Raw genomic sequence first — 18,835 nt, forward strand, 5'->3', positions numbered from 1 at the left:
TATAGTTATAATATAAGTTGGCTGTTATTTGTTTTCAAAACCATTAACTTAGGTTTTTACAATACAGTCATCATGAAAAAAATATCCTTACTGATTATTCCTTTTTGCATCCTTGCCGGTTGCAAGCCTAAGCCCGCAGCCAATAATAGCGATGCGTTATCCGGCGATGCTGCCTTCCAAAAAACAGCCGACGACTACCTCGACGGTTACCTGGCCTGGCGACCGGCCAATGGCGTTGCCCTTGGGTATCACCAATATGATGGTAAGGTTACCGATATCAGTAAGGCCTCTATCGAAAAAGAACTGGCGCGGTTAAAAGATTTTGATGCTAAACTGAACTCTGCCGATACGGCATCCTTTAGCCCCAAAACATTTTACGATTACCGCATTTTACGCTCGGCCATTAAACAGGAACTCTGGACTTTTGAAGACCTGGGTACTTTTACTAAAAACCCCATGACCTATGCCGGCGCGGTTGATGTGAGTATTTATATAAAGCGCAATTTTGCACCGATAGCGGATAGGGTAAAATCTATCATCGCGATAGAAAAACAGGCCCCTAAAATGATGGCCGATGCCAAACTAAACCTGAACTATACCCTGGCGAAGCCGTACGTTGAAACCGCCATCCAGATAGCGGAAGGCTCGGCTGCTTTTTTAGGCGGCGACTTGAAGGTTGCACTAAAAGATGTGAAGAACGATACACTGATGAAAACCTTTAACAAGGTTAACGCGGCTGCTATAGCAGCAGTAAATGATTTTGCCGCTTATCTGAAAAAAGTAAAATTGCCCAAGGCCAATAACAAATACGCCATAGGTACAGCCAGCTACCAAAAAATGCTGTTATACAGTGAAGGGATAAAACTTACACCCGATAAGATATTGGAAATTGGCCTGGCCCAGTTAAAAAAAGAACAGGATTCGTTTAATGCCGCGGCCAAGATCATCAATCCCAGTAAAAAACCGGTTGATGTATACCACGACCTGCAAAAAGATCATCCTACGGCCGAAAGCCTGATCCCGGATGCCAAAAAGAACCTGGAGCAGATTCGCCAGTTTTTGATAGATAAAAACATCGTGACCATGCCATCGCAGGTGCGGGTTAAGGTGGAGGAAACACCGCAATACGCCCGCGCTACAGGTACCGCATCAATGGATACGCCTGGCCCGTTTGAAACTACTGCCACCGAGGCCTATTATTATATAACCCCTGTAGACCCTAAATGGACGGCCCAGCAAAAAGAAGACTGGTTAAAACAGTTTGACTATTACACTACCGACAATGTAACCATCCACGAAGCCTACCCGGGCCATTATACCCAGTTTTTGCACCTGAATGCATCATCGGCAACCAAAATTGAAAAGATCTTCGGTAGCTATGCCTTTGTGGAAGGCTGGGCCCATTATTGCGAAAAAATGATGGCCGATGAAGGCTACGGCCACAATGGCGACACGGTAAAGGCAGCCAAATACCGCCTGGCACAATCGGGCGATGCCTTGCTGAGGCTTTGCCGCTTATGTGTATCCATCAAAACCCATACCCAGGGCATGAATGTAGATGAGGCCACCAAATTTTTCATGAACAACTGGTACCAGGGCGATAAACCATCGAGGCAGGAGGCCATACGCGGCACCTTCGATCCAGGCTACCTGTTTTACACCATTGGCAAGCTGGAGATCCTGAAACTACGCGATGATTACCAAAAACAGGAAGGCGCCGCTTTCTCCCTCAAAAAATTCCATGATGCAGTACTTGACCACGGCATGCCGCAAATTGGCATGCTAAGAGAAATTATGCTGAAAGACAAAAGCACCTGGGGCGATGTGCTTTAAGAGGCTGGATGCCTTTTAATAAAAAAGAGAATGTCATCGTAGCCGAAGCCGCGATGACATTCTCTTTTTATTCTCATTTTTTTTCATCATCTGCACATCTGAAATTTGCACATCTGCACATCCAAAGCGGGGACCTACACCACCATATTCACAATCCGGCCTTTAACAACAATCACCTTTTTAGGGGCTTTGCCGTCGAGGTATTTTTGTACATCGGGGTTGGCCAATACGGTTTCTTCTATCTCTTTTACCTCCAGGCTTAACGGAATATTAAGGTTCATTTTCATTTTACCGTTGATGGATATCGGGTAAGCAAAATCATCCTCAATTAAATAAGCGCTGTTGAACTTAGGGAACGGCGCGTAAGATAATGTACCGGCCGGGTTGCCCAGCAAAGTCCATAACTCCTCGCAAATGTGTGGCGCGTAGGAGGATAGGATGATCACCATATCCTGCAATATCGCACGGTTATTACATTTCAAATCGGTCAATTCATTTACCGCGATCATAAAGCTGGATACTGAAGTGTTGAACGAAAAACGCTCGATATCCTCCTCAACCTTGCGAATGATCTTGTGCAACGATTTCAACTCTGCTTTTGAAGGCTCGGCCCCCGATACGCTAAATTCCCAGGCATCGTTATGGAACAACCTCCAGAACTTACGCAGGAATTTAAACACACCCTCGATACCGTTGGTATTCCATGGTTTGCTTTGCTCCAGCGGGCCAAGGAACATTTCGTACATGCGCAGGGTATCGGCGCCGTAACGGCTAATGATATCATCTGGATTGACTACGTTGAATTTAGATTTTGACATCTTTTCAACTTCAACACCGCAGATGTATTTGCCGTTTTCTAATATAAATTCGGCATTATGATATTCTGGACGCCACAGTCTAAATTTATCTAAATTTAAAATTTCATTCTCCACTATGTTCACATCAACGTGTGTGGTCGCAATGTGCATAGAAGTGGTAATTGGTATTTTAGCAAGAATATCATCGCCGAGATTTTCTGCAATTATTGTTCTAAGATCATTAGGCGAATAACTTCCTTGTAAAATTGCTTTTGCTATGTTGTAAGAAACGAACAGAGGGAAGTAGGAATCAGGGTTTTCAACAGCTTTAGTAACAAAATCATTTCCAGTTTGAAAAATTAAACGGTGCACAAAATTGCTGCGCCCCTGTATCATCCCCTGGTTAATCAGTTTTTTGAACGGCTCTTCCTCAACCACTTTACCAATATCCTTCAGGAATTTGTTCCAGAAACGGCTATACAACAAGTGACCTGTAGCGTGTTCGCTGCCACCTATGTATAAATCAACATCTTTCCAATATTCAATGGCTTCTCTTGATGCAAATTCATTATCATTTTTTGCATCCATATACCTATACCAGTACCAGCTGCTGCCAGCCCAGCCAGGCATGGTGCTTAGTTCGTATTCCCCTTCATGATGTTTCCAGTTTTCAGCCCTGCCCAAGGGTGGTTCGCCTGATTCAGTAGGCAAATACTTGTCAACTTCAGGTAATAGCAATGGTAAATGGCTTTCTTCAATTAAATGCGGCAATCCATCTTTAAAGTAAACCGGCACCGGCTCGCCCCAGTAGCGCTGGCGGCCAAAAATGGCATCGCGCATCCTGAAATTGATTTTTGCCTTACCGGCGCCAACCTCTTCCAGTTTGGCAATTACAGCAGCTGTACCGGCTTTATAATCCAACCCGTTCATGAATTCCGAGTTGATGTAAGTGCCTTCCTTGGTTGGGTCGGCTTCGGTATCTATTTTCTGAGTGTCGAGAATCTGCACTATCGGCAAATTAAAATGTTTTGCAAATAAATAGTCGCGCTGATCGCCTGATGGCACAGCCATAACCGCGCCTGTTCCGTAACCAGCCAGTACGTAATCGGCAATCCAGATCGGGATTTGCTGGCCGTTCAGCGGGTTTAAAACGTAGCTGCCGGTAAAGGCGCCCGATACCGTTTTGGCATCAGCCATCCTGTCAAGCTCTGATTTCTTTTTGGTTACCGCTATATAGGCATCGATATCGGCCTTTTGCTCTGGTGTGGTTAAACTGGCCACCAACTCATGCTCGGGCGCTATCACCACAAAGGTTACACCGAAAATGGTATCCACGCGGGTGGTGAAAACCTCTATATAGTTAGTGGTGAGTTGTGAGTGGAGAGTGGTTTTATCTATTGGAAAACGAACAGACGCACCGGTGCTTTTGCCTATCCAGTTGCGTTGCATTTCTTTCAAAGGCTCGGGCCAGTCGATGGTGTCCAGGCCTTGCAACAATCTTTCGGCATAGGCGGTGATGCGCATGCTCCATTGCATCATCTTTTTTTGTTCAACAGGGTAGCCGCCGCGCTCGCTGAAGCCGTCTTTTACCTCATCGTTGGCCAATACGGTACCAAGGGCGGGGCACCAGTTTACGGTACTTTCGCGCAGGTAGGTAAGGCGGTATTTCAATAGTTCGGCCTGCTGGTCCTGGTTGCTCATCGCTTTCCATTCGGCGGCAGTAAAACTCAATATTTCTTCATCGCATATGGCATTAATACCGGCCGATCCTTTTTGCTCAAAATGTTCAACCAGTTTGGCAATGCTTTCGGCTTTGTCGGCATCCTTATTATACCAGCTGTTAAACAGCTGCATAAAAATCCACTGGGTCCATTTATAATAATCGGGCGAACTGGTGCGCACTTCGCGGCTCCAGTCAAAAGAGAAACCAATCTGATCCAGTTGGCGGCGATAGGTAGCAATATTTTCTTCGGTAGTTACCGCCGGATGCTGTCCCGTTTGTATGGCATATTGCTCGGCCGGTAAGCCAAAGCTATCGTAACCCATGGGGTGCAACACGTTAAAACCTTTAAGGCGTTTGTAACGTGCAAAAATATCAGATGCAATATATCCCAGCGGATGGCCCACATGCAGCCCCGCACCCGACGGGTAGGGGAACATATCCAGCACATAATACTTAGGTTTGGCGCTTTTATCTTCGGCTTTAAACGTATTGTTCTGGGCCCAAAATTGCTGCCACTTTTGCTCTATATCTTTAAATTGATAGTCCATTTTGTTGGTTATACGTATGAGGTTGCGAAATTAAGAAAATCTCTATTAGTATGGTAGTTTATTGGCGATTAGTTCAGTTTTAAGTGCCGGGCTCATGGCATATGTCGCCAGGATCGGATTATGGAGTTACCAGAAATGGCAGAATCTGTAATCTGAACTTTCTTCGCTTACACGCATTTTTAACACCCAAACGAAACCGGAAAAGCTGATCCTATGTACCCGGGCCAGGCAGCCGGAAACCCGCACCCAAAAAAACTCAACTTATTTTATAATTAGCCGTAATAACGTTAAATTTGAAATGAATATTTAAAACTTAAACATGAAACACAATTACAAACTTACCCTGATTGCCGCAGCGGCTATTGTGCTAACCTATTTTGGTTGCAGCAAATTAAAAGAAGATAACACTCCTGTAAACACGGCCGATCCGACATTGGTGAGCACAGAGATTGCTTCAAACCTTAGCCAGGCTTTATATGGCGAACAAGGTGGTTTCAGCATTTCTGACGGGTTGGATTATCCATCCAATATTGTTTTTAAGTCAAAAGGTAAAGCAAGGATCGAATCTGCCAGCAATTTTGGCTGCGGTTTCAAGATTGATACTGCCTTTTCGCTAAAACTGGGCGATAGCGATACTTCGAAACTCGACCTTTGGGAAAAAATCAAATACGAAGTTTTATGCACAAACAGCAAGCCGTCGAGCATCACGGTTAACGATAGTTTAAACCTGGTATTAGTTGGCGGCGGTGCCAATATCACCGAAAAATATGGCAAAAATTTCATTTTAAAAAGCCTTAACCCTGGTGTAAGCAATTTAAAGCTTCAATTAGATGGTACTTTAAATGCTTATGTAAACGGTACTTATACCGAGGCCGGGAAAGCAAAAGCTATATCCGCATCTTTCAACTTTAAACTTACCGGCTTAATGATAGACCGCGCTGCCGATACTGATATAACCGATGGCCACGCCACCTTTTCTACCAAAGGTACCTATGAAGGGAAAACCTGGAACTACAGCGGTACAATTTCCTTTATAGGTAACCATAAAGCCCAGTTTAGCATTAACGGAAAGAAATTCACCATAAATATTAAAACAGGCCAGGTATTATAAACAACCTTCGCTCATATGAAATCCCCGGTTGCCTTTATTTGGTAAGCGGGGATTTTTGTTAACAGGCGTTTTGAACAAACTACAACTCCAAAATCGTATACTTGTTTAATATAACACTATCTGATAGTTCATGCCAGTCAAAAAGTTCCCCCTTCAGGGGGGTAGGGGGCTTCGCCTCGTTTCAAATCTCACCTTCCAGGTGCTTGTAGCCATTGCCCTGGGCGTAGTGGTAGGCCTAAACTTTAAAGGTTTTGCTCCAACCGCCGAACTGATCAGCAAAACCTTCATCAGCCTGATCACTATGCTGATAGCGCCCATCATATTTTTTACCATTGTGCTGGGTATTGCCGGTATGAGCGATATGAAAAAGGTTGGCCGGGTAGGAGGGAAGGCTTTGCTTTATTTTGAAATAGTAACCTCTTTTGCTCTTATTATAGGTGTTACGGTTGCCAATATCATTAAACCGGGTGCCGGTTTTCAAAACCATAACATTACCGATACAACGGGTAAACTGGCCGTGTATGAAAAAGCAGCATCTGAAATGCACTGGGGCGATTTTATAGCCCATATAGTACCCGGTAACGTATTTGAAGCCTTTGCCAAAGGCGATATTTTGCAGATCTTGTTTTTTGCCATCCTGTTTGGCGTTGGTCTGAGTCGTATGGGCGAAACCGGGCAAACGGTTATCAGTTTGTTTGATAAACTATCTAAAGTGTTTTTTAATATCATGAAAATAGTGATGAAGGTTGCTCCTTTGGGCGCTTTCGGGGGGATGGCATTTACTATTAGCAAGTACGGTGTAAAAACCTTACAGCCGCTGGCTATATTGATGGGGTCGGTTTACCTAACGATGTTCCTGTTTATTTTTGTGGTGCTCAATATCATTTGCCGCATTTATAAATTCAGCCTGTGGCAATATCTTAAATATATTAAAGAAGAAATACTGATTGTGTTAGGTACCTCTTCTTCCGAATCGGCCCTGCCTGCCATGATGGAAAAGCTGGAAAAGTTTGGCTGTTCCAAATCGGTAGTGGGGTTGGTTATCCCAACGGGGTATTCCTTTAATTTAGATGGTACTACTATTTACCTGTCTATGTGTGTGATATTTTTAGCGCAGGTTTTTAATGTGCCTTTGTCGCTGGCGCAGCAGTTAACTATAATTGGCATCCTCATGGTTACCTCTAAGGGTGCAGCAGGTGTTACCGGCAGCGGGTTTATTGTGCTGAGTAGTACGCTTGCGGCTATAAAAATTATCCCGGTGGAGGGGCTGGCCATATTGATTGGGGTGGATAGGTTTATGTCGGAAGCGCGGGCTATTACCAATGTGATTGGCAACGGGGTGGCTACTATTGTGATTGCGAAGAGCGAAGGGGAGTTTAGCCCCCTAACCCCCTGAAGGGGGAACTTTTGATTAGGACCCGGATCTTACTTTTGATAAAAAAACCTGGGTTTTGACGATATAAATTAGTAGACAGGCACCACATATACCAGTTAATGTATAACTTGCAATATATGACGGATTATATCACGCTTATTAAAGACTGGGTTATTGCCTTAGGGGAGAAGCACGAGGTTGATCCTTTGCTTATCGGTATTCTTTATTTAGTTAGTAAGATCTGTTTTTTTTCGTTCCTGGGCTGGGTGATCAAAGTTTTCAGGGCCAAAAAACCTATCCTTATTCCTTTGCTGCTTGCGTCGCTTAGTTTTAGCCTGCCTTATCTTTACCTCATCATCGCCGGGCGCAATATTTCCGTTTGGGTATACGTGTTTATTGGTTTGATGTTTGTGTACGGCGGGTTTTCCATCTGGAAGAAAATTACCGCCAAACCAAATCCTGCTTAAGAGCCTGCTGGCAGCTTTCAGCTGCCGGTAAAATGTATTTTTTCTTTTTTTTAAAATTGGAATTTTTAATTATCATTGTGTCAATAAAACACAATTGATTCTATTCAATTGTAAGCCATTTATAAACAGGCTGACTATCAAACGATAGTTGGTATTTGATACACAAAGAAATAAGATCATCATGAAAAAAACTATCCTGTTATTGGTAACTATAGGTATTGGTTTGCAATCGATTGCGCAAAAGGTAACATGGGTTTCCACTACCAAAACAGATCATTGGGCTGTTAGCAATCTGAAAACTGTTGCTGGTGAAAGCAATGCTGTCGATGTCGAAATATTGCCGGCAGGTACAAAGCAAACCATTAATGGTTTTGGAGGATGTTTTAACGAACTCGGTTACACCTCGCTGCAATTGCTGAGCGTTAAAGACAGGCAGGCCATCATGAAAGAGTTATTTGCTCCCGGTGTAGGTGCCAACTTTACTATTTGCCGGATGCCGGTTGGCGCCAATGATTTTTCGCTCAACTGGTACTCCTACGATGAAACCGAAGGCGATTTTGAACTCAAGGATTTTAGTATAGCGCATGATATGCATACCCTGGTGCCGTTTATAAAAGATGCCCAAAAATTCAATCCGGCCCTTAAGCTATGGGCATCGCCCTGGAGCCCCCCGCAATGGATGAAAAAGAATAAGCATTATGCCGCCGCTATGATCCCTACTAAGGAGATGATAAAAAAATACGAGGAACGTGGTATAAAACTAACCGGCATGGATTTCTCAAATGCAGAGAATGGCCTGAAACCCGACCAGGTTGGTAAAGAAGGTACCGACATGTTTATACAGGACGATCAATATTTTAAAACCTATGCCAAATACTTTGGCAAATTTGTTGATGCCTATAAACAACAGGGCGTTAAAATAGGCATGGTGATGCCACAAAACGAGTTTAATTCGGCACAGGTATTCCCAAGCTGCACCTGGACGGCACATGGGTTGGCCAAATTTGTAAGCTACCTTGGCCCTCAAATGGAACAACGTGGAGTAAACGTATTTTTCGGAACGGTTGAACGCGCCAACGAAAAACTGACAGACACCCTGCTAACCAGCCCCGAAAGCGCTAAGTACATTAAAGGCGTTGGTTTTCAGTGGGCCGGTAAAGGTGCCATAGCAGGTATTCATCAACGGTATCCAAATCTTGCCCTGTACCAAAGCGAGCAGGAATGCGGCGATGGCCAAAACGATTGGAAATACTGCCGTTATACCTGGGATTTAATGAAACATTATTTTAACAGCGGCGCAAACGCTTACATGTATTGGAATATTGCGTTAAAAGAGGGCGGAATCAGTCACTGGGGCTGGCGGCAAAACTCGTTGGTGAGTGTAGATACCACCGGTCGCACCTATAAGTTTAACTACGAATATTACCTGCTTAAGCACCTGAGTCACTATGTTAAGCCCGGCGCAAAGCTGTTGACGGCAAGCGGCACATTTAACAATTTGCTGGCCTTTAAAAATCCCGATAACAGCGTAGTTATCGTTATACAAAACGATGGGGATGCCGACAAAATGGTGAATATCAAGCTGGGTAATAAAACAATCAGCCCGTTACTAAAGGCTGATTCGTTTAATACATTTTTATTGGCAGGCAGCAAGTGAAAATGAATATGATTGCCTTATAATAGATCTTCGCAGATGGCACAATGGCTGAAAGGTGGAAAGCCGGCTTATAATACGCCTGCATTGCTGGCACTGCTGGCTTACACTGATAAAGAGTAGGTTAAACCAGTATGCTGCAACTGGTATATAATACTTTTTTTATATTTGCACGTTAGCCTGAACCTGATTACCGGCCGGGGTTACCGCAATCAATTAACTCATGATACCCTGATTCCCCAATTATGATAGATATCAACGACTATATTAACAGTGGTAGCCTTGAACAGCATTGTTTTAATGTTTTTGATGAGGAAAAAGCTGGGGAGGTGGTGGCTTTAAGCCGAGAACATCCCATGATTAGGCAGGAGTTGGAAAAAATTGAAGATACGATTGAGAAACTTGCCGAACGAGCTGCCATTACTCCTCCCGCAAGGCTCAGGAATAGCATATTGGCAGCATTGGGTTTCCCAGGCGACATCATCGATATAGAAAATTTACCCGCGACCGACGAATACTCCAGCTATACTGCCTGGCTTAGCGCAGTTGAACACCTTTTACCTGCTGAACCTTTTGACGATTTTTTTGCTCACCTGCTGCGCCAGGATGAGCATATTGCCCAAACCCTGGTAGTAACTAAACTGAATGTGCCCGAAGAGATTCATGAAGAGGTAGCTGAGAGCTTTTTTATACTGAAAGGGCAATGCGCCTGTACCGTTGGCGATAAAGTATTTACGCTTAATCCTGGCGATCACCTGGAAATTCCGTTATATGTTAATCATGATATAGAGATACTATCTCCCTACGTTATCGCTATTTTGCAACACCGCTTTGCCTGATTTTGAATTTGATGGAAACAACTCTTTCAGAAAAAGAACTCATCGGTGCTATGGAGAATCGCGATCCTTCGAGTGTTGGCGCCTTATATGATAGCTATGCAGCAACCCTTTTTAAAATCATTTGCTGCCATATCAGCGACAGGCAAATAGCAGAGGAAATACTGGCAAATACCATATTGGAGATTTGGGCAAACATCCAATCCTATCACCAACAGGATAAACGCCTGTTGATCTGGATGGCCGGGATAGCCAGGAACCGGGCGTCGCAGGCACAAATAACCTAAAGCTTGGTTTTACCCGCGCATCTCCTATGGGCGTGATTAAGCAGCACCCGTTGCTATAGATATGACCTTATGGCACCCAGAAAAAACTTAGAAACAGGCATTGCAGTTATAACTGATCAATATCAAAACGTCACTTTTATGTTATCATTTCTAAATTATTCTGCTATTAAATTATTATGGGGTTTGACATTCGGCCAAAAACTTTAGATTTGCCGTACTAAACGAAAAAAACCAATGAGTGTTCTGGTAAATAAAGATTCAAAAGTTATTGTACAAGGTTTCACCGGTAAAGAGGGCAGCTACCATGCCGAGCAGATGATTGCTTACGGTACCCAGCTTGTTGGTGGTGTTACACCTGGCAAAGGTGGCCAAAGCCATTTGGACAGGCCTGTTTTTAATACTGTTAAAGACGCGGTTGACCAAACCGGCGCCGATGTATCTATCATTTTTGTACCCCCTGCTTTTGGCGCCGATGCCATTATGGAGGCTGCCGAGGCCGGTATTAAAGTTATTGTTTGTATTACCGAAGGTATCCCTACAAAGGATATGATTGCGGTAAAAGAATATTTAACCGATAAGGACGCGCGCCTTATTGGCCCTAACTGCCCCGGTATTATTACTGCCGACGAAAGTAAAATTGGCATTATGCCTGGCTTTATCTTCAAAAAGGGTAATGTAGGCGTAGTTTCAAAATCGGGTACCTTAACTTATGAAGCGGTTGATCAGGTGGTTAAGGCCGGTTTGGGTATCACTACTGCCATAGGTATTGGCGGCGACCCGATCATAGGCACCCCAACTAAAGAAGCTGTTGAATTGCTGATGAATGATCCGGATACACACGGCATTATCATGATTGGCGAAATTGGTGGTGGTATGGAAGCTGATGCAGCCCGTTGGATTAAAGAATTTGGTACTAAACCGGTTGTTGGCTTTATTGCTGGCCAAACAGCGCCTCCGGGCCGCCGTATGGGCCACGCAGGTGCAATTGTTGGCGGTGCCGACGACACAGCTGCAGCCAAAATGAAAATTATGACCGAGTGCGGTATCCGCGTAGTAGAATCGCCTGCCGAAATTGGCGCTGCTATGGCTGAGGAATTGGCTAAGTTAGCTTAAGTCTGAGGCGAAAGCTAAAAGGTTAAAGGCGAAAGGTTCGCAAGTAAACATATTTAAATCCTGGTCAGTTTTGGCCGGGATTTTTTATTTTATGAAGTATTCTATTCTGAAAATTCTCAAATTCTGAGAATTCTGATTCAGACAGTGCTGAAAAATCATTATTTTTAAAACATCAGCTTCAAAACATCACCATGATCGCAAAACATCTGTATAAAATATTCAGCATAATTTTATTATCCGCCTGTTGCGCAGCAGCCACCGCCCAAACCTATAAACCCGCAACCTTTACCGATCCCGACAGGCTGAAAAAGATAGAAGCCACTTACCCGGTTATAGACCAGATTTATAAAAAATATGCCGAAGATAATCATTGGCCAGGTGTTGCCTATGGTATTATTGTGGATGGTAAACTGGTGCATACCGTGGGCCTGGGCTATACCGATGTGCCAAATAAAGTACCGGCTACGCCAAAATCAGCCTTCCGTATTGCATCCATGACCAAAAGCCTTACCGCCATGGCCATTTTAAAGCTTCGCGATGAGGGGAAGCTCAAGCTGGATGATCCGGCTTACCTGTATATTCCCGAAATGAAGGGTACTAAATACCTTACTAAAGATGCTACGCCCATAACCATACGCCACCTGCTTACCCATGCTGCCGGTTACCCGGAAGATAATCCCTGGGGCGACAGGCAACTGGCCGTAAGCGATGCCGAACTGGTGGCCATATACAAAAAAGGCGTTTCCTTTTCCAATAACCCCGGGCAGGGTTATGAGTACAGCAACCTGGGTTTTGCCACACTGGGTTACATCATCAAAAAAGTATCGGGCAAAACCTATGAGACTTATATTAACGATAACATTCTGAAGCCACTGGGTATGACGCATACCTACTGGGAATATACCAAAGTACCAAAAGAGCAACTGGCCCTGGGCTACCGCTGGCTGGATGATAAATGGGTTGAGCAGCCCTTGCTGCACGATGGCGCTTACGGTGCCATGGGTGGCTTGATTACCACAATTGAGGATTTTAGTATTTACATGGCCCTGCACCTGGATGCCTGGCCGCCAAGGGACGATGCCGAAACCGGCCCTGTTAAACGCAGCTCCATCCGCGAAATGCAGTATCCCTGGGATGTAAACTATTTAACAGCCAATGCCAAAACAACCACAGGCCGCCCTTGCCCCAATGTAAGCGCTTATGCTTATGGGCTGCGCTGGGCAAAGGATTGCGATAACCGTGTTTATATTGGCCATACCGGCGGTTTACCGGGCTTTGGCAGCCAATGGACTATTATGACCGATTATGGTATCGGCGTAGTGTCGTTTGCCAATTTAACCTATGCGCGGGCCGGTTATCCCAATACGCAGGTGCTGGATACCATTATGGCCTTAACGGGTATAAAACCCCGCCAGCTGCCGGCATCATTAATATTGGAGCAACGCAAAAACGACCTGTTAAAAGTTATTGCCGATTGGAGCAAAGCCAAAGAAAGCGGCATTTTTGCTGATAACTTTTTTATGGATTACTTTCCTGATAAATTAAAAGTTGCTGCCGCTGCCGCCTTTGCCAAAGCCGGTAAAACGGTAAGTGTTGGCGATGTAGTGCCGGAAAACCAGTTGCGCGGTTATTTTATTATTAAAGGGGAGAACGCCAATATTAAAGTAAGCTTTACATTGACGCCCGAAAATCCTCCGCTGATACAAGAGTACCATTTGGATGTAGTGACGCCGTAATGTTAAGTCAAACAGTTCTGAGTCATAAGTCTAAAGTTGTTTTTTTCTCTTTTGACTTAGAACTTAAGGCTTTGGGCTATAAGAACATCCGTCATTATTGTTGACACGACAGTAGTTTATGTCGGGTCAGGCCACTCCGTTTACTCTAAACCAAATAACAGTTCCGGTGGTTAGGTTTATCTTTAAGTTGAAGTAACAGCTTCCTCCGTCCATTATCCTGACAATATTTTTTCGCCAATAATTTTTGTCATTGTCGGGGCGCCAGTCATCTAATTTACAAAAGCAATTTACCCAAACTTCTTTTTCGTCCTTTGCATTAGTCACAGCAACAATTTGTTTGTAGTAGGTGGATGGCGATTTGATCTTCGGGTCATAAGCAACCGAGCCTGGGTACTTTTTTGTATTTGCCAGGTTTTGCTTGTAAATTTTTTCGCTATCGATATTATATTGGGTAACCGCCTCGTTAATCAAAAGATTTACTTTTTCTATTTCATCCGGCGAAAGTCCGGTGGGCTTTGAGCCTTCGTCAAAATAACTACTGACCAGGTTTTTTTCCAGGTTTAAAATAGCCAGCCTCGGGGTATCAGTCATCTGTTCATGTATGTGAACCGAGGAAGCTAAAGCCCAATCATGTTTTGGTTTACCAACTGTAAACACAAACGCCAATAATAGGAGGTATGGATTCATGGTAGCAAGATAACCGTAATTTTTGGTATTTATTGTGTACGTCAACCCAATGTAAACATCACCCCAAAACATCCAATCCCCCTTAATTGTCGTATATTTATGTAGCAAAACGGTGATTTTCTCAATCACTAATTCAATAATTCAGTCATTCAATAATTAAAATGGAATACAATAAGTTAACACCCGAAGAAGAATATATTATACTGCATAAAGGTACCGAAAGGCCATTTACCGGTTCGTTATTAAATAATCATGCGCAAGGCCTGTACGTTTGTAAACGCTGTGATACACCGCTGTACACTTCAGAGTCGAAATTTGAATCGCATTGCGGCTGGCCAAGTTTTGACGACGAGATTCCAGGTGCTGTAAAAAGGGTACCCGATGCAGATGGACGCCGGGTTGAGATTGTATGCGCCAATTGCGGCGCCCACCTGGGCCACGTTTTCGAAGGCGAATACCTCACCCCAAAAAACACCCGTCATTGCGTAAACTCAGTGTCAATGAAATTTGTTCCGGCAGGTTGAGCGCAACAACTTTCTTAAAACTTTTAGGAATGCTCCGTTTGGTTTTATCCCGCGGGGCATTTTGTTTATCCACATTTGGTTTTTTGGGCCGCTTTTTCAGCCCGATTTAGAGATTGATACCAGCCTTTAGCAAAGGCGTTGTCTATTTTTCAATAACTGTCTGTGTTAAGTAAAGTAATTTGTAATGTTAAATTATTGGTTCGGTCCTGTTTTTAAGCCATGCATTTGACCGGGCGATTTTAATTGGCTGTAATCAAGTGTATTAAATTTCTTTCAACAAAGCCCCGTTTAAAATAAATCGACAAAGTGTTAATAACTCGGGCCTTTGTTAAAAACTATCATTAACACCATACCAACTCAAACATTAACTTTGTTCTACAAGGTAATAAAAAGGTATTCAACAGACAGTCGGATGTATTCATCATCCAGTAATGCAAACACTTAACTGTCAGGAATTTACATACTAAAAACTGTGATTTGTAAGCCATGTCGCAGCAAAATGAAAGCTTTATTTTTTAATAAGGCCGGTGTTGGTGTCTGATGTCACTAAGTAAACAATAAAACGAAAAAAAACAGGTGCCCCTATGATACAGGAAGACGAAATATTACTGAAAGAGAACAAGGACAGGTTTGTGATACTGCCTATTAAGTATCCGGCTATTTGGGAAATGTATAAAAAGGCTGAAGCCAGTTTCTGGACAGCCGAGGAGATCGATCTTTCGGACGATATGAAGCATTGGGAAAACCTGAATTCGGGCGAGAAGCATTTTATTTCGCACATACTGGCTTTCTTTGCCGCCAGCGATGGTATTGTGAACGAAAACCTGGCCGTGAATTTCATGAGCGAGGTGCAGTTGCCCGAGGCCCGTTGTTTTTACGGCTTCCAGATCATGATGGAAAACATCCACTCAGAAACTTATGCGCTGTTAATTGATACCTATATCAAAGACCCGGCCGAAAAAGACCGCCTGTTTCATGCTATTGATACCATTCCATGTGTTACCAAAAAAGCCGAATGGGCGCTACGTTGGATAAACAACGGCAACTTTGCCGAGCGTTTGGTAGCATTTGCAGCTGTTGAAGGCATTTTCTTCTCGGGAAGCTTTTGCTCAATCTTCTGGCTTAAAAAACGCGGCCTGATGCCGGGACTGACCTTCAGTAACGAGCTAATCTCACGTGACGAAGGTTCGCACTGCGAGTTTGCATGTTTATTATACAAAATGCTTAACAAGCGCCTGAGCGCCGAAGCTGTTACCAAGATCATTACCGATGCGGTTGAAATAGAAAAAGAATTTGTTACCGACGCGCTGCCTGTTAACCTGATTGGCATGAACGCCAAAATGATGGGCCAGTACATTGAGTTTGTTGCCGACAGATGGCTTGGCGAACTTGGTTACGAAAAACATTACGGCGCCAGCAATCCCTTCGACTTCATGGAAATGATATCGCTGCAGGGCAAAACCAACTTCTTCGAAAAACGTGTTGGCGATTACCAAAAAAGCGGCGTATTAAACAATGCCGAAAGCAAAGCGTTTTCGCTTGACGAAGATTTCTAAGAGTAGTATCAAGATACTAAGTCAGATTACAAATAGAGGTTCGGTGGTCAACAAAGTTTGCCTAATCAACGCCCGGTTAATAAAGAATAAGAGTTAATAATATATATACGTAAACGAGTTGGTTCAGGTCTTGCTACTTGATACTAACTACTAAATACTGAAAAAAAAATGCTGGTAGTAAAAAGAGACGGTAGAAAAGAGTCGGTAAAATTCGACAAAATCACGGCACGGATTGAAAAACTGTGCTACGGGTTCAACCTGGTTGACCCAATTGATGTGGCAAAAAAGGTAATTGAAGGTTTGTTTGATGGGGTAACCACATCAGAACTTGATAACCTTGCTGCCGAGACTGCCGCATCACTAACGACGAAGCATCCTGATTATGCTTTACTGGCGTCACGTATTGCGGTATCAAACCTGCACAAGAACACCATCAAGTCGTTCTCTGAAACTATGCGTATCCTGTACAACTACGTGGATAGCAAAACCGGCAAAAACGCATCGTTAATTGCTGATGATGTTTGGGAAGTGATTGAGAAAAATGCCGAATTATTAGACAGCACCATCATTTACGACCGCGACTTTGGTTTTGACTATTTTGGTTTTAAAACCCTTGAAAAATCATACCTGTTAAAGGTAGATGGTAAAATTGTTGAACGCCCGCAGCACCTGTTTATGCGCGTATCTGTTGGTATCCATAAAGAGGATGTAGAGAGCGCCATCAAAACTTATCACCTGATGAGCGAGCGTTGGTTTACACACGCTACACCTACTTTATTTAATGCCGGTACTCCAAAACCACAAATGTCGTCATGCTTCCTGTTAACCATGAAAGATGATAGCATTGATGGTATTTACGATACTTTAAAACAAACAGCAAAAATATCGCAAAGCGCAGGTGGCATAGGCCTAAGCATTCACAATGTGCGTGCTACAGGGTCATACATCAGCGGTACAAACGGCACCAGCAACGGTATTATTCCAATGCTGCGCGTATTTAACGATACCGCCCGTTATGTTGACCAGGGTGGCGGCAAACGTAAAGGCGCTTTCGCTATTTATTTAGAGCCATGGCATGCAGATATCTTTGAATTTTTAGATCTGCGTAAAAACCACGGTAAAGAAGAAATGCGCGCCCGCGATTTGTTTTACGCCCTTTGGGTATCTGACTTATTTATGCAGCGCGTTGAGGCCAACGAAGAGTGGAGCCTTTTCTGCCCGCACGAAGCACCAGGCCTGGCCGATTGTTTTGGCGATGAGTTTGTTGCCCTTTACACCAAATACGAAAAAGAAGGCCGTGCACGCCGTACCATCAAAGCACAGGAATTGTGGTTTGCAGTATTGGATGCCCAGGTTGAAACCGGTACACCATACCTGTTATATAAAGATGCTGCCAACAGTAAATCGAACCAGCAAAATTTAGGTACTATCAAAAGCTCAAACCTTTGTACCGAAATTATGGAGTACACCGATGCTAACGAAATTGCGGTTTGTAACCTGGCTTCATTAGCATTGCCACGCTACATTAACAATGGCACGTTTGATCATAACAAACTATATGATGTTACTTACCAGGCTACTTTAAATCTGAACAAGATCATCGATTATAACTACTACCCGGTTAAAGAAGCCGAATACTCCAACCTGCGTCACCGCCCTATTGGTTTAGGAGTGCAAGGTTTGGCAGATACTTTCATCCAGCTGCGTATGCCGTTTGAAAGTGATGAAGCTAAACAACTGAATAAAGAGATTTTTGAAACCATTTACTTTGCGGCCATGACGGCTTCAAAAGATTTGGCTATCAAAGATGGTCCTTACGAAACCTTCCAGGGTTCTCCATTATCAAAAGGTAAATTCCAGTTTGATTTATGGAACGTAGCACCTGCCAGCACCCGTTGGGATTGGGAAAACCTGCGCCTTGATGTAATGAACCATGGTGTGCGCAACTCACTGTTAGTAGCGCCGATGCCAACAGCATCAACTTCACAAATATTAGGTAACAACGAGTGTTTTGAGCCATATACCTCAAACATTTACACCCGCCGTGTATTAAGCGGTGAGTTTATTGTGGTAAACAAATACCTGCTGCGCGATTTGGTTAACCTTGGCTTGTGGACACCTGCTATGAAAGATAAGATCATCACCGCAAACGGATCTGTTCAGGATATTGCCGAGATACCATCAGCTATTAAAGAACTGTACAAAACAGTTTGGGAAATTAAGATGCGTAACATCATTGATATGGCTGCCGATAGGGGGGCTTATGTTTGCCAGTCGCAGTCATTAAACCTGTTCATCAACGCGCCAAACGCCTCAAAATTAACTTCAATGCACTTCTACGCATGGAAAAAAGGCTTAAAAACAGGTATGTACTACCTGCGTACACAAGCTGCTTCGCAAGCTGTTAAGTTTACGGTTGAAAACCAGGGCGGATCAAACATGGAGCCGGTTATACCTGACCATGTAGACCAAATGGCCGACAACGTACCAGAAGGCCCAAGCTGCTCGATGGAAGAGGGTTGCGTTACTTGTTCAGCGTAAGTTTTTAGTCGGGAAAGTCCGAAAGTCGGGAAGTCCGAAAGATAAAA

Annotated in this window: 14 protein-coding genes; 12 read left to right on the forward strand and 2 right to left on the reverse strand. The window is 43.7% G+C overall.

The window, feature by feature from the left end:
* Positions 1–72: 72 nt before the first annotated feature.
* Positions 73–1,833: a DUF885 domain-containing protein gene (locus tag PQ469_RS07475; RefSeq protein WP_274212381.1), complete on the forward strand. Its 1,761-nt coding sequence runs from the start codon at positions 73–75 to the stop codon at positions 1,831–1,833.
* A gap of 134 nt (positions 1,834–1,967) precedes the next feature.
* On the opposite strand, the gene PQ469_RS07480 is transcribed toward PQ469_RS07475, so the two are convergent.
* On the reverse strand, positions 1,968–4,901 hold the full coding sequence (locus PQ469_RS07480; RefSeq protein WP_274212382.1) for a leucine--tRNA ligase: 2,934 nt from the start codon (positions 4,899–4,901) through the stop codon (positions 1,968–1,970).
* A 319-nt stretch (positions 4,902–5,220) separates the two neighbouring features.
* On the opposite strand from PQ469_RS07480, the gene PQ469_RS07485 reads away from it, so the two are divergent.
* From PQ469_RS07485 to PQ469_RS07520, 8 genes are all read left to right on the forward strand, one after another.
* Positions 5,221–6,012, forward strand: a complete 792-nt coding sequence (locus PQ469_RS07485) for a hypothetical protein (protein ID WP_274212383.1) — start codon at positions 5,221–5,223, stop codon at positions 6,010–6,012.
* Between the two features lie 130 nt (positions 6,013–6,142).
* Complete coding sequence (gene dctA, locus PQ469_RS07490; RefSeq protein ID WP_274212384.1) at positions 6,143–7,408, forward strand: C4-dicarboxylate transporter DctA; 1,266 nt, start codon at positions 6,143–6,145, stop codon at positions 7,406–7,408.
* 116 nt (positions 7,409–7,524) lie between these two features.
* Complete coding sequence (locus tag PQ469_RS07495; RefSeq protein ID WP_274212385.1) at positions 7,525–7,854, forward strand: hypothetical protein; 330 nt, start codon at positions 7,525–7,527, stop codon at positions 7,852–7,854.
* A gap of 181 nt (positions 7,855–8,035) precedes the next feature.
* Positions 8,036–9,511 carry a glycoside hydrolase family 30 protein gene (locus PQ469_RS07500; RefSeq protein ID WP_274212386.1) on the forward strand — a complete coding sequence of 492 codons (1,476 nt, stop codon included), beginning with the start codon at positions 8,036–8,038 and terminating at the stop codon, positions 9,509–9,511.
* Between the two features lie 242 nt (positions 9,512–9,753).
* On the forward strand, positions 9,754–10,347 hold the full coding sequence (locus PQ469_RS07505; RefSeq protein WP_274212387.1) for a cupin domain-containing protein: 594 nt from the start codon (positions 9,754–9,756) through the stop codon (positions 10,345–10,347).
* Between the two features lie 11 nt (positions 10,348–10,358).
* A complete protein-coding gene (locus PQ469_RS07510; RefSeq protein ID WP_274212388.1) occupies positions 10,359–10,631 on the forward strand; it encodes an RNA polymerase sigma factor in 273 nt (90 codons plus the stop codon).
* 234 nt (positions 10,632–10,865) lie between these two features.
* Positions 10,866–11,744, forward strand: coding sequence for a succinate--CoA ligase subunit alpha (sucD, locus tag PQ469_RS07515; protein ID WP_274212389.1), 879 nt, complete (start codon positions 10,866–10,868; stop codon positions 11,742–11,744).
* 191 nt (positions 11,745–11,935) lie between these two features.
* The gene (locus PQ469_RS07520) at positions 11,936–13,480 is read left to right on the forward strand and encodes a serine hydrolase domain-containing protein (protein WP_274212390.1); all 1,545 of its coding nucleotides are present in this window, start codon (positions 11,936–11,938) and stop codon (positions 13,478–13,480) included.
* Positions 13,481–13,606: 126 nt separating this feature from the next.
* On the opposite strand, the gene PQ469_RS07525 is transcribed toward PQ469_RS07520, so the two are convergent.
* Complete coding sequence (locus PQ469_RS07525; protein WP_274212391.1) at positions 13,607–14,167, reverse strand: hypothetical protein; 561 nt, start codon at positions 14,165–14,167, stop codon at positions 13,607–13,609.
* 161 nt (positions 14,168–14,328) lie between these two features.
* On the opposite strand from PQ469_RS07525, the gene PQ469_RS07530 reads away from it, so the two are divergent.
* The 3 genes from PQ469_RS07530 (at position 14,329) to PQ469_RS07540 (ending at position 18,788) form a co-directional block, all read left to right on the forward strand.
* Entirely contained in the window at positions 14,329–14,691 is a 363-nt protein-coding gene (locus PQ469_RS07530; protein ID WP_274212392.1) for a methionine-R-sulfoxide reductase, read from the forward strand.
* 584 nt (positions 14,692–15,275) lie between these two features.
* Positions 15,276–16,247 (forward strand): ribonucleoside-diphosphate reductase small subunit, encoded by a 972-nt coding sequence (locus tag PQ469_RS07535; RefSeq protein WP_274212393.1) that lies wholly within the window; start codon positions 15,276–15,278, stop codon positions 16,245–16,247.
* Between the two features lie 168 nt (positions 16,248–16,415).
* The gene (locus tag PQ469_RS07540; RefSeq protein ID WP_090645134.1) at positions 16,416–18,788 is read left to right on the forward strand and encodes a ribonucleoside-diphosphate reductase subunit alpha; all 2,373 of its coding nucleotides are present in this window, start codon (positions 16,416–16,418) and stop codon (positions 18,786–18,788) included.
* Positions 18,789–18,835 lie beyond the last annotated feature (47 nt).

The organism is Mucilaginibacter sp. KACC 22773 (assembly GCF_028736215.1).
In the GTDB taxonomy this organism is placed as follows: domain Bacteria; phylum Bacteroidota; class Bacteroidia; order Sphingobacteriales; family Sphingobacteriaceae; genus Mucilaginibacter.

What these genes read in the sequence shown, in the direction of transcription:
- PQ469_RS07475 (WP_274212381.1), top strand. Translation starts at nt 73, where the DNA reads ATGAAAAAAATATCCTTACTGATTATTCCTTTTTGCATCCTTGCCGGT.
- PQ469_RS07540 (WP_090645134.1), top strand. Translation starts at nt 16,416, where the DNA reads ATGCTGGTAGTAAAAAGAGACGGTAGAAAAGAGTCGGTAAAATTCGAC.
- PQ469_RS07535 (WP_274212393.1), top strand. Translation starts at nt 15,276, where the DNA reads ATGATACAGGAAGACGAAATATTACTGAAAGAGAACAAGGACAGGTTT.
- PQ469_RS07530 (WP_274212392.1), top strand. Translation starts at nt 14,329, where the DNA reads ATGGAATACAATAAGTTAACACCCGAAGAAGAATATATTATACTGCAT.
- PQ469_RS07505 (WP_274212387.1), top strand. Translation starts at nt 9,754, where the DNA reads ATGATAGATATCAACGACTATATTAACAGTGGTAGCCTTGAACAGCAT.
- PQ469_RS07495 (WP_274212385.1), top strand. Translation starts at nt 7,525, where the DNA reads ATGACGGATTATATCACGCTTATTAAAGACTGGGTTATTGCCTTAGGG.
- sucD (WP_274212389.1), top strand. Translation starts at nt 10,866, where the DNA reads ATGAGTGTTCTGGTAAATAAAGATTCAAAAGTTATTGTACAAGGTTTC.
- PQ469_RS07520 (WP_274212390.1), top strand. Translation starts at nt 11,936, where the DNA reads ATGATCGCAAAACATCTGTATAAAATATTCAGCATAATTTTATTATCC.
- PQ469_RS07510 (WP_274212388.1), top strand. Translation starts at nt 10,359, where the DNA reads ATGGAAACAACTCTTTCAGAAAAAGAACTCATCGGTGCTATGGAGAAT.
- PQ469_RS07480 (WP_274212382.1), bottom strand. Translation starts at nt 4,901, where the DNA reads ATGGACTATCAATTTAAAGATATAGAGCAAAAGTGGCAGCAATTTTGG.
- PQ469_RS07500 (WP_274212386.1), top strand. Translation starts at nt 8,036, where the DNA reads ATGAAAAAAACTATCCTGTTATTGGTAACTATAGGTATTGGTTTGCAA.
- PQ469_RS07485 (WP_274212383.1), top strand. Translation starts at nt 5,221, where the DNA reads ATGAAACACAATTACAAACTTACCCTGATTGCCGCAGCGGCTATTGTG.
- PQ469_RS07525 (WP_274212391.1), bottom strand. Translation starts at nt 14,167, where the DNA reads ATGAATCCATACCTCCTATTATTGGCGTTTGTGTTTACAGTTGGTAAA.
- dctA (WP_274212384.1), top strand. Translation starts at nt 6,143, where the DNA reads ATGCCAGTCAAAAAGTTCCCCCTTCAGGGGGGTAGGGGGCTTCGCCTC.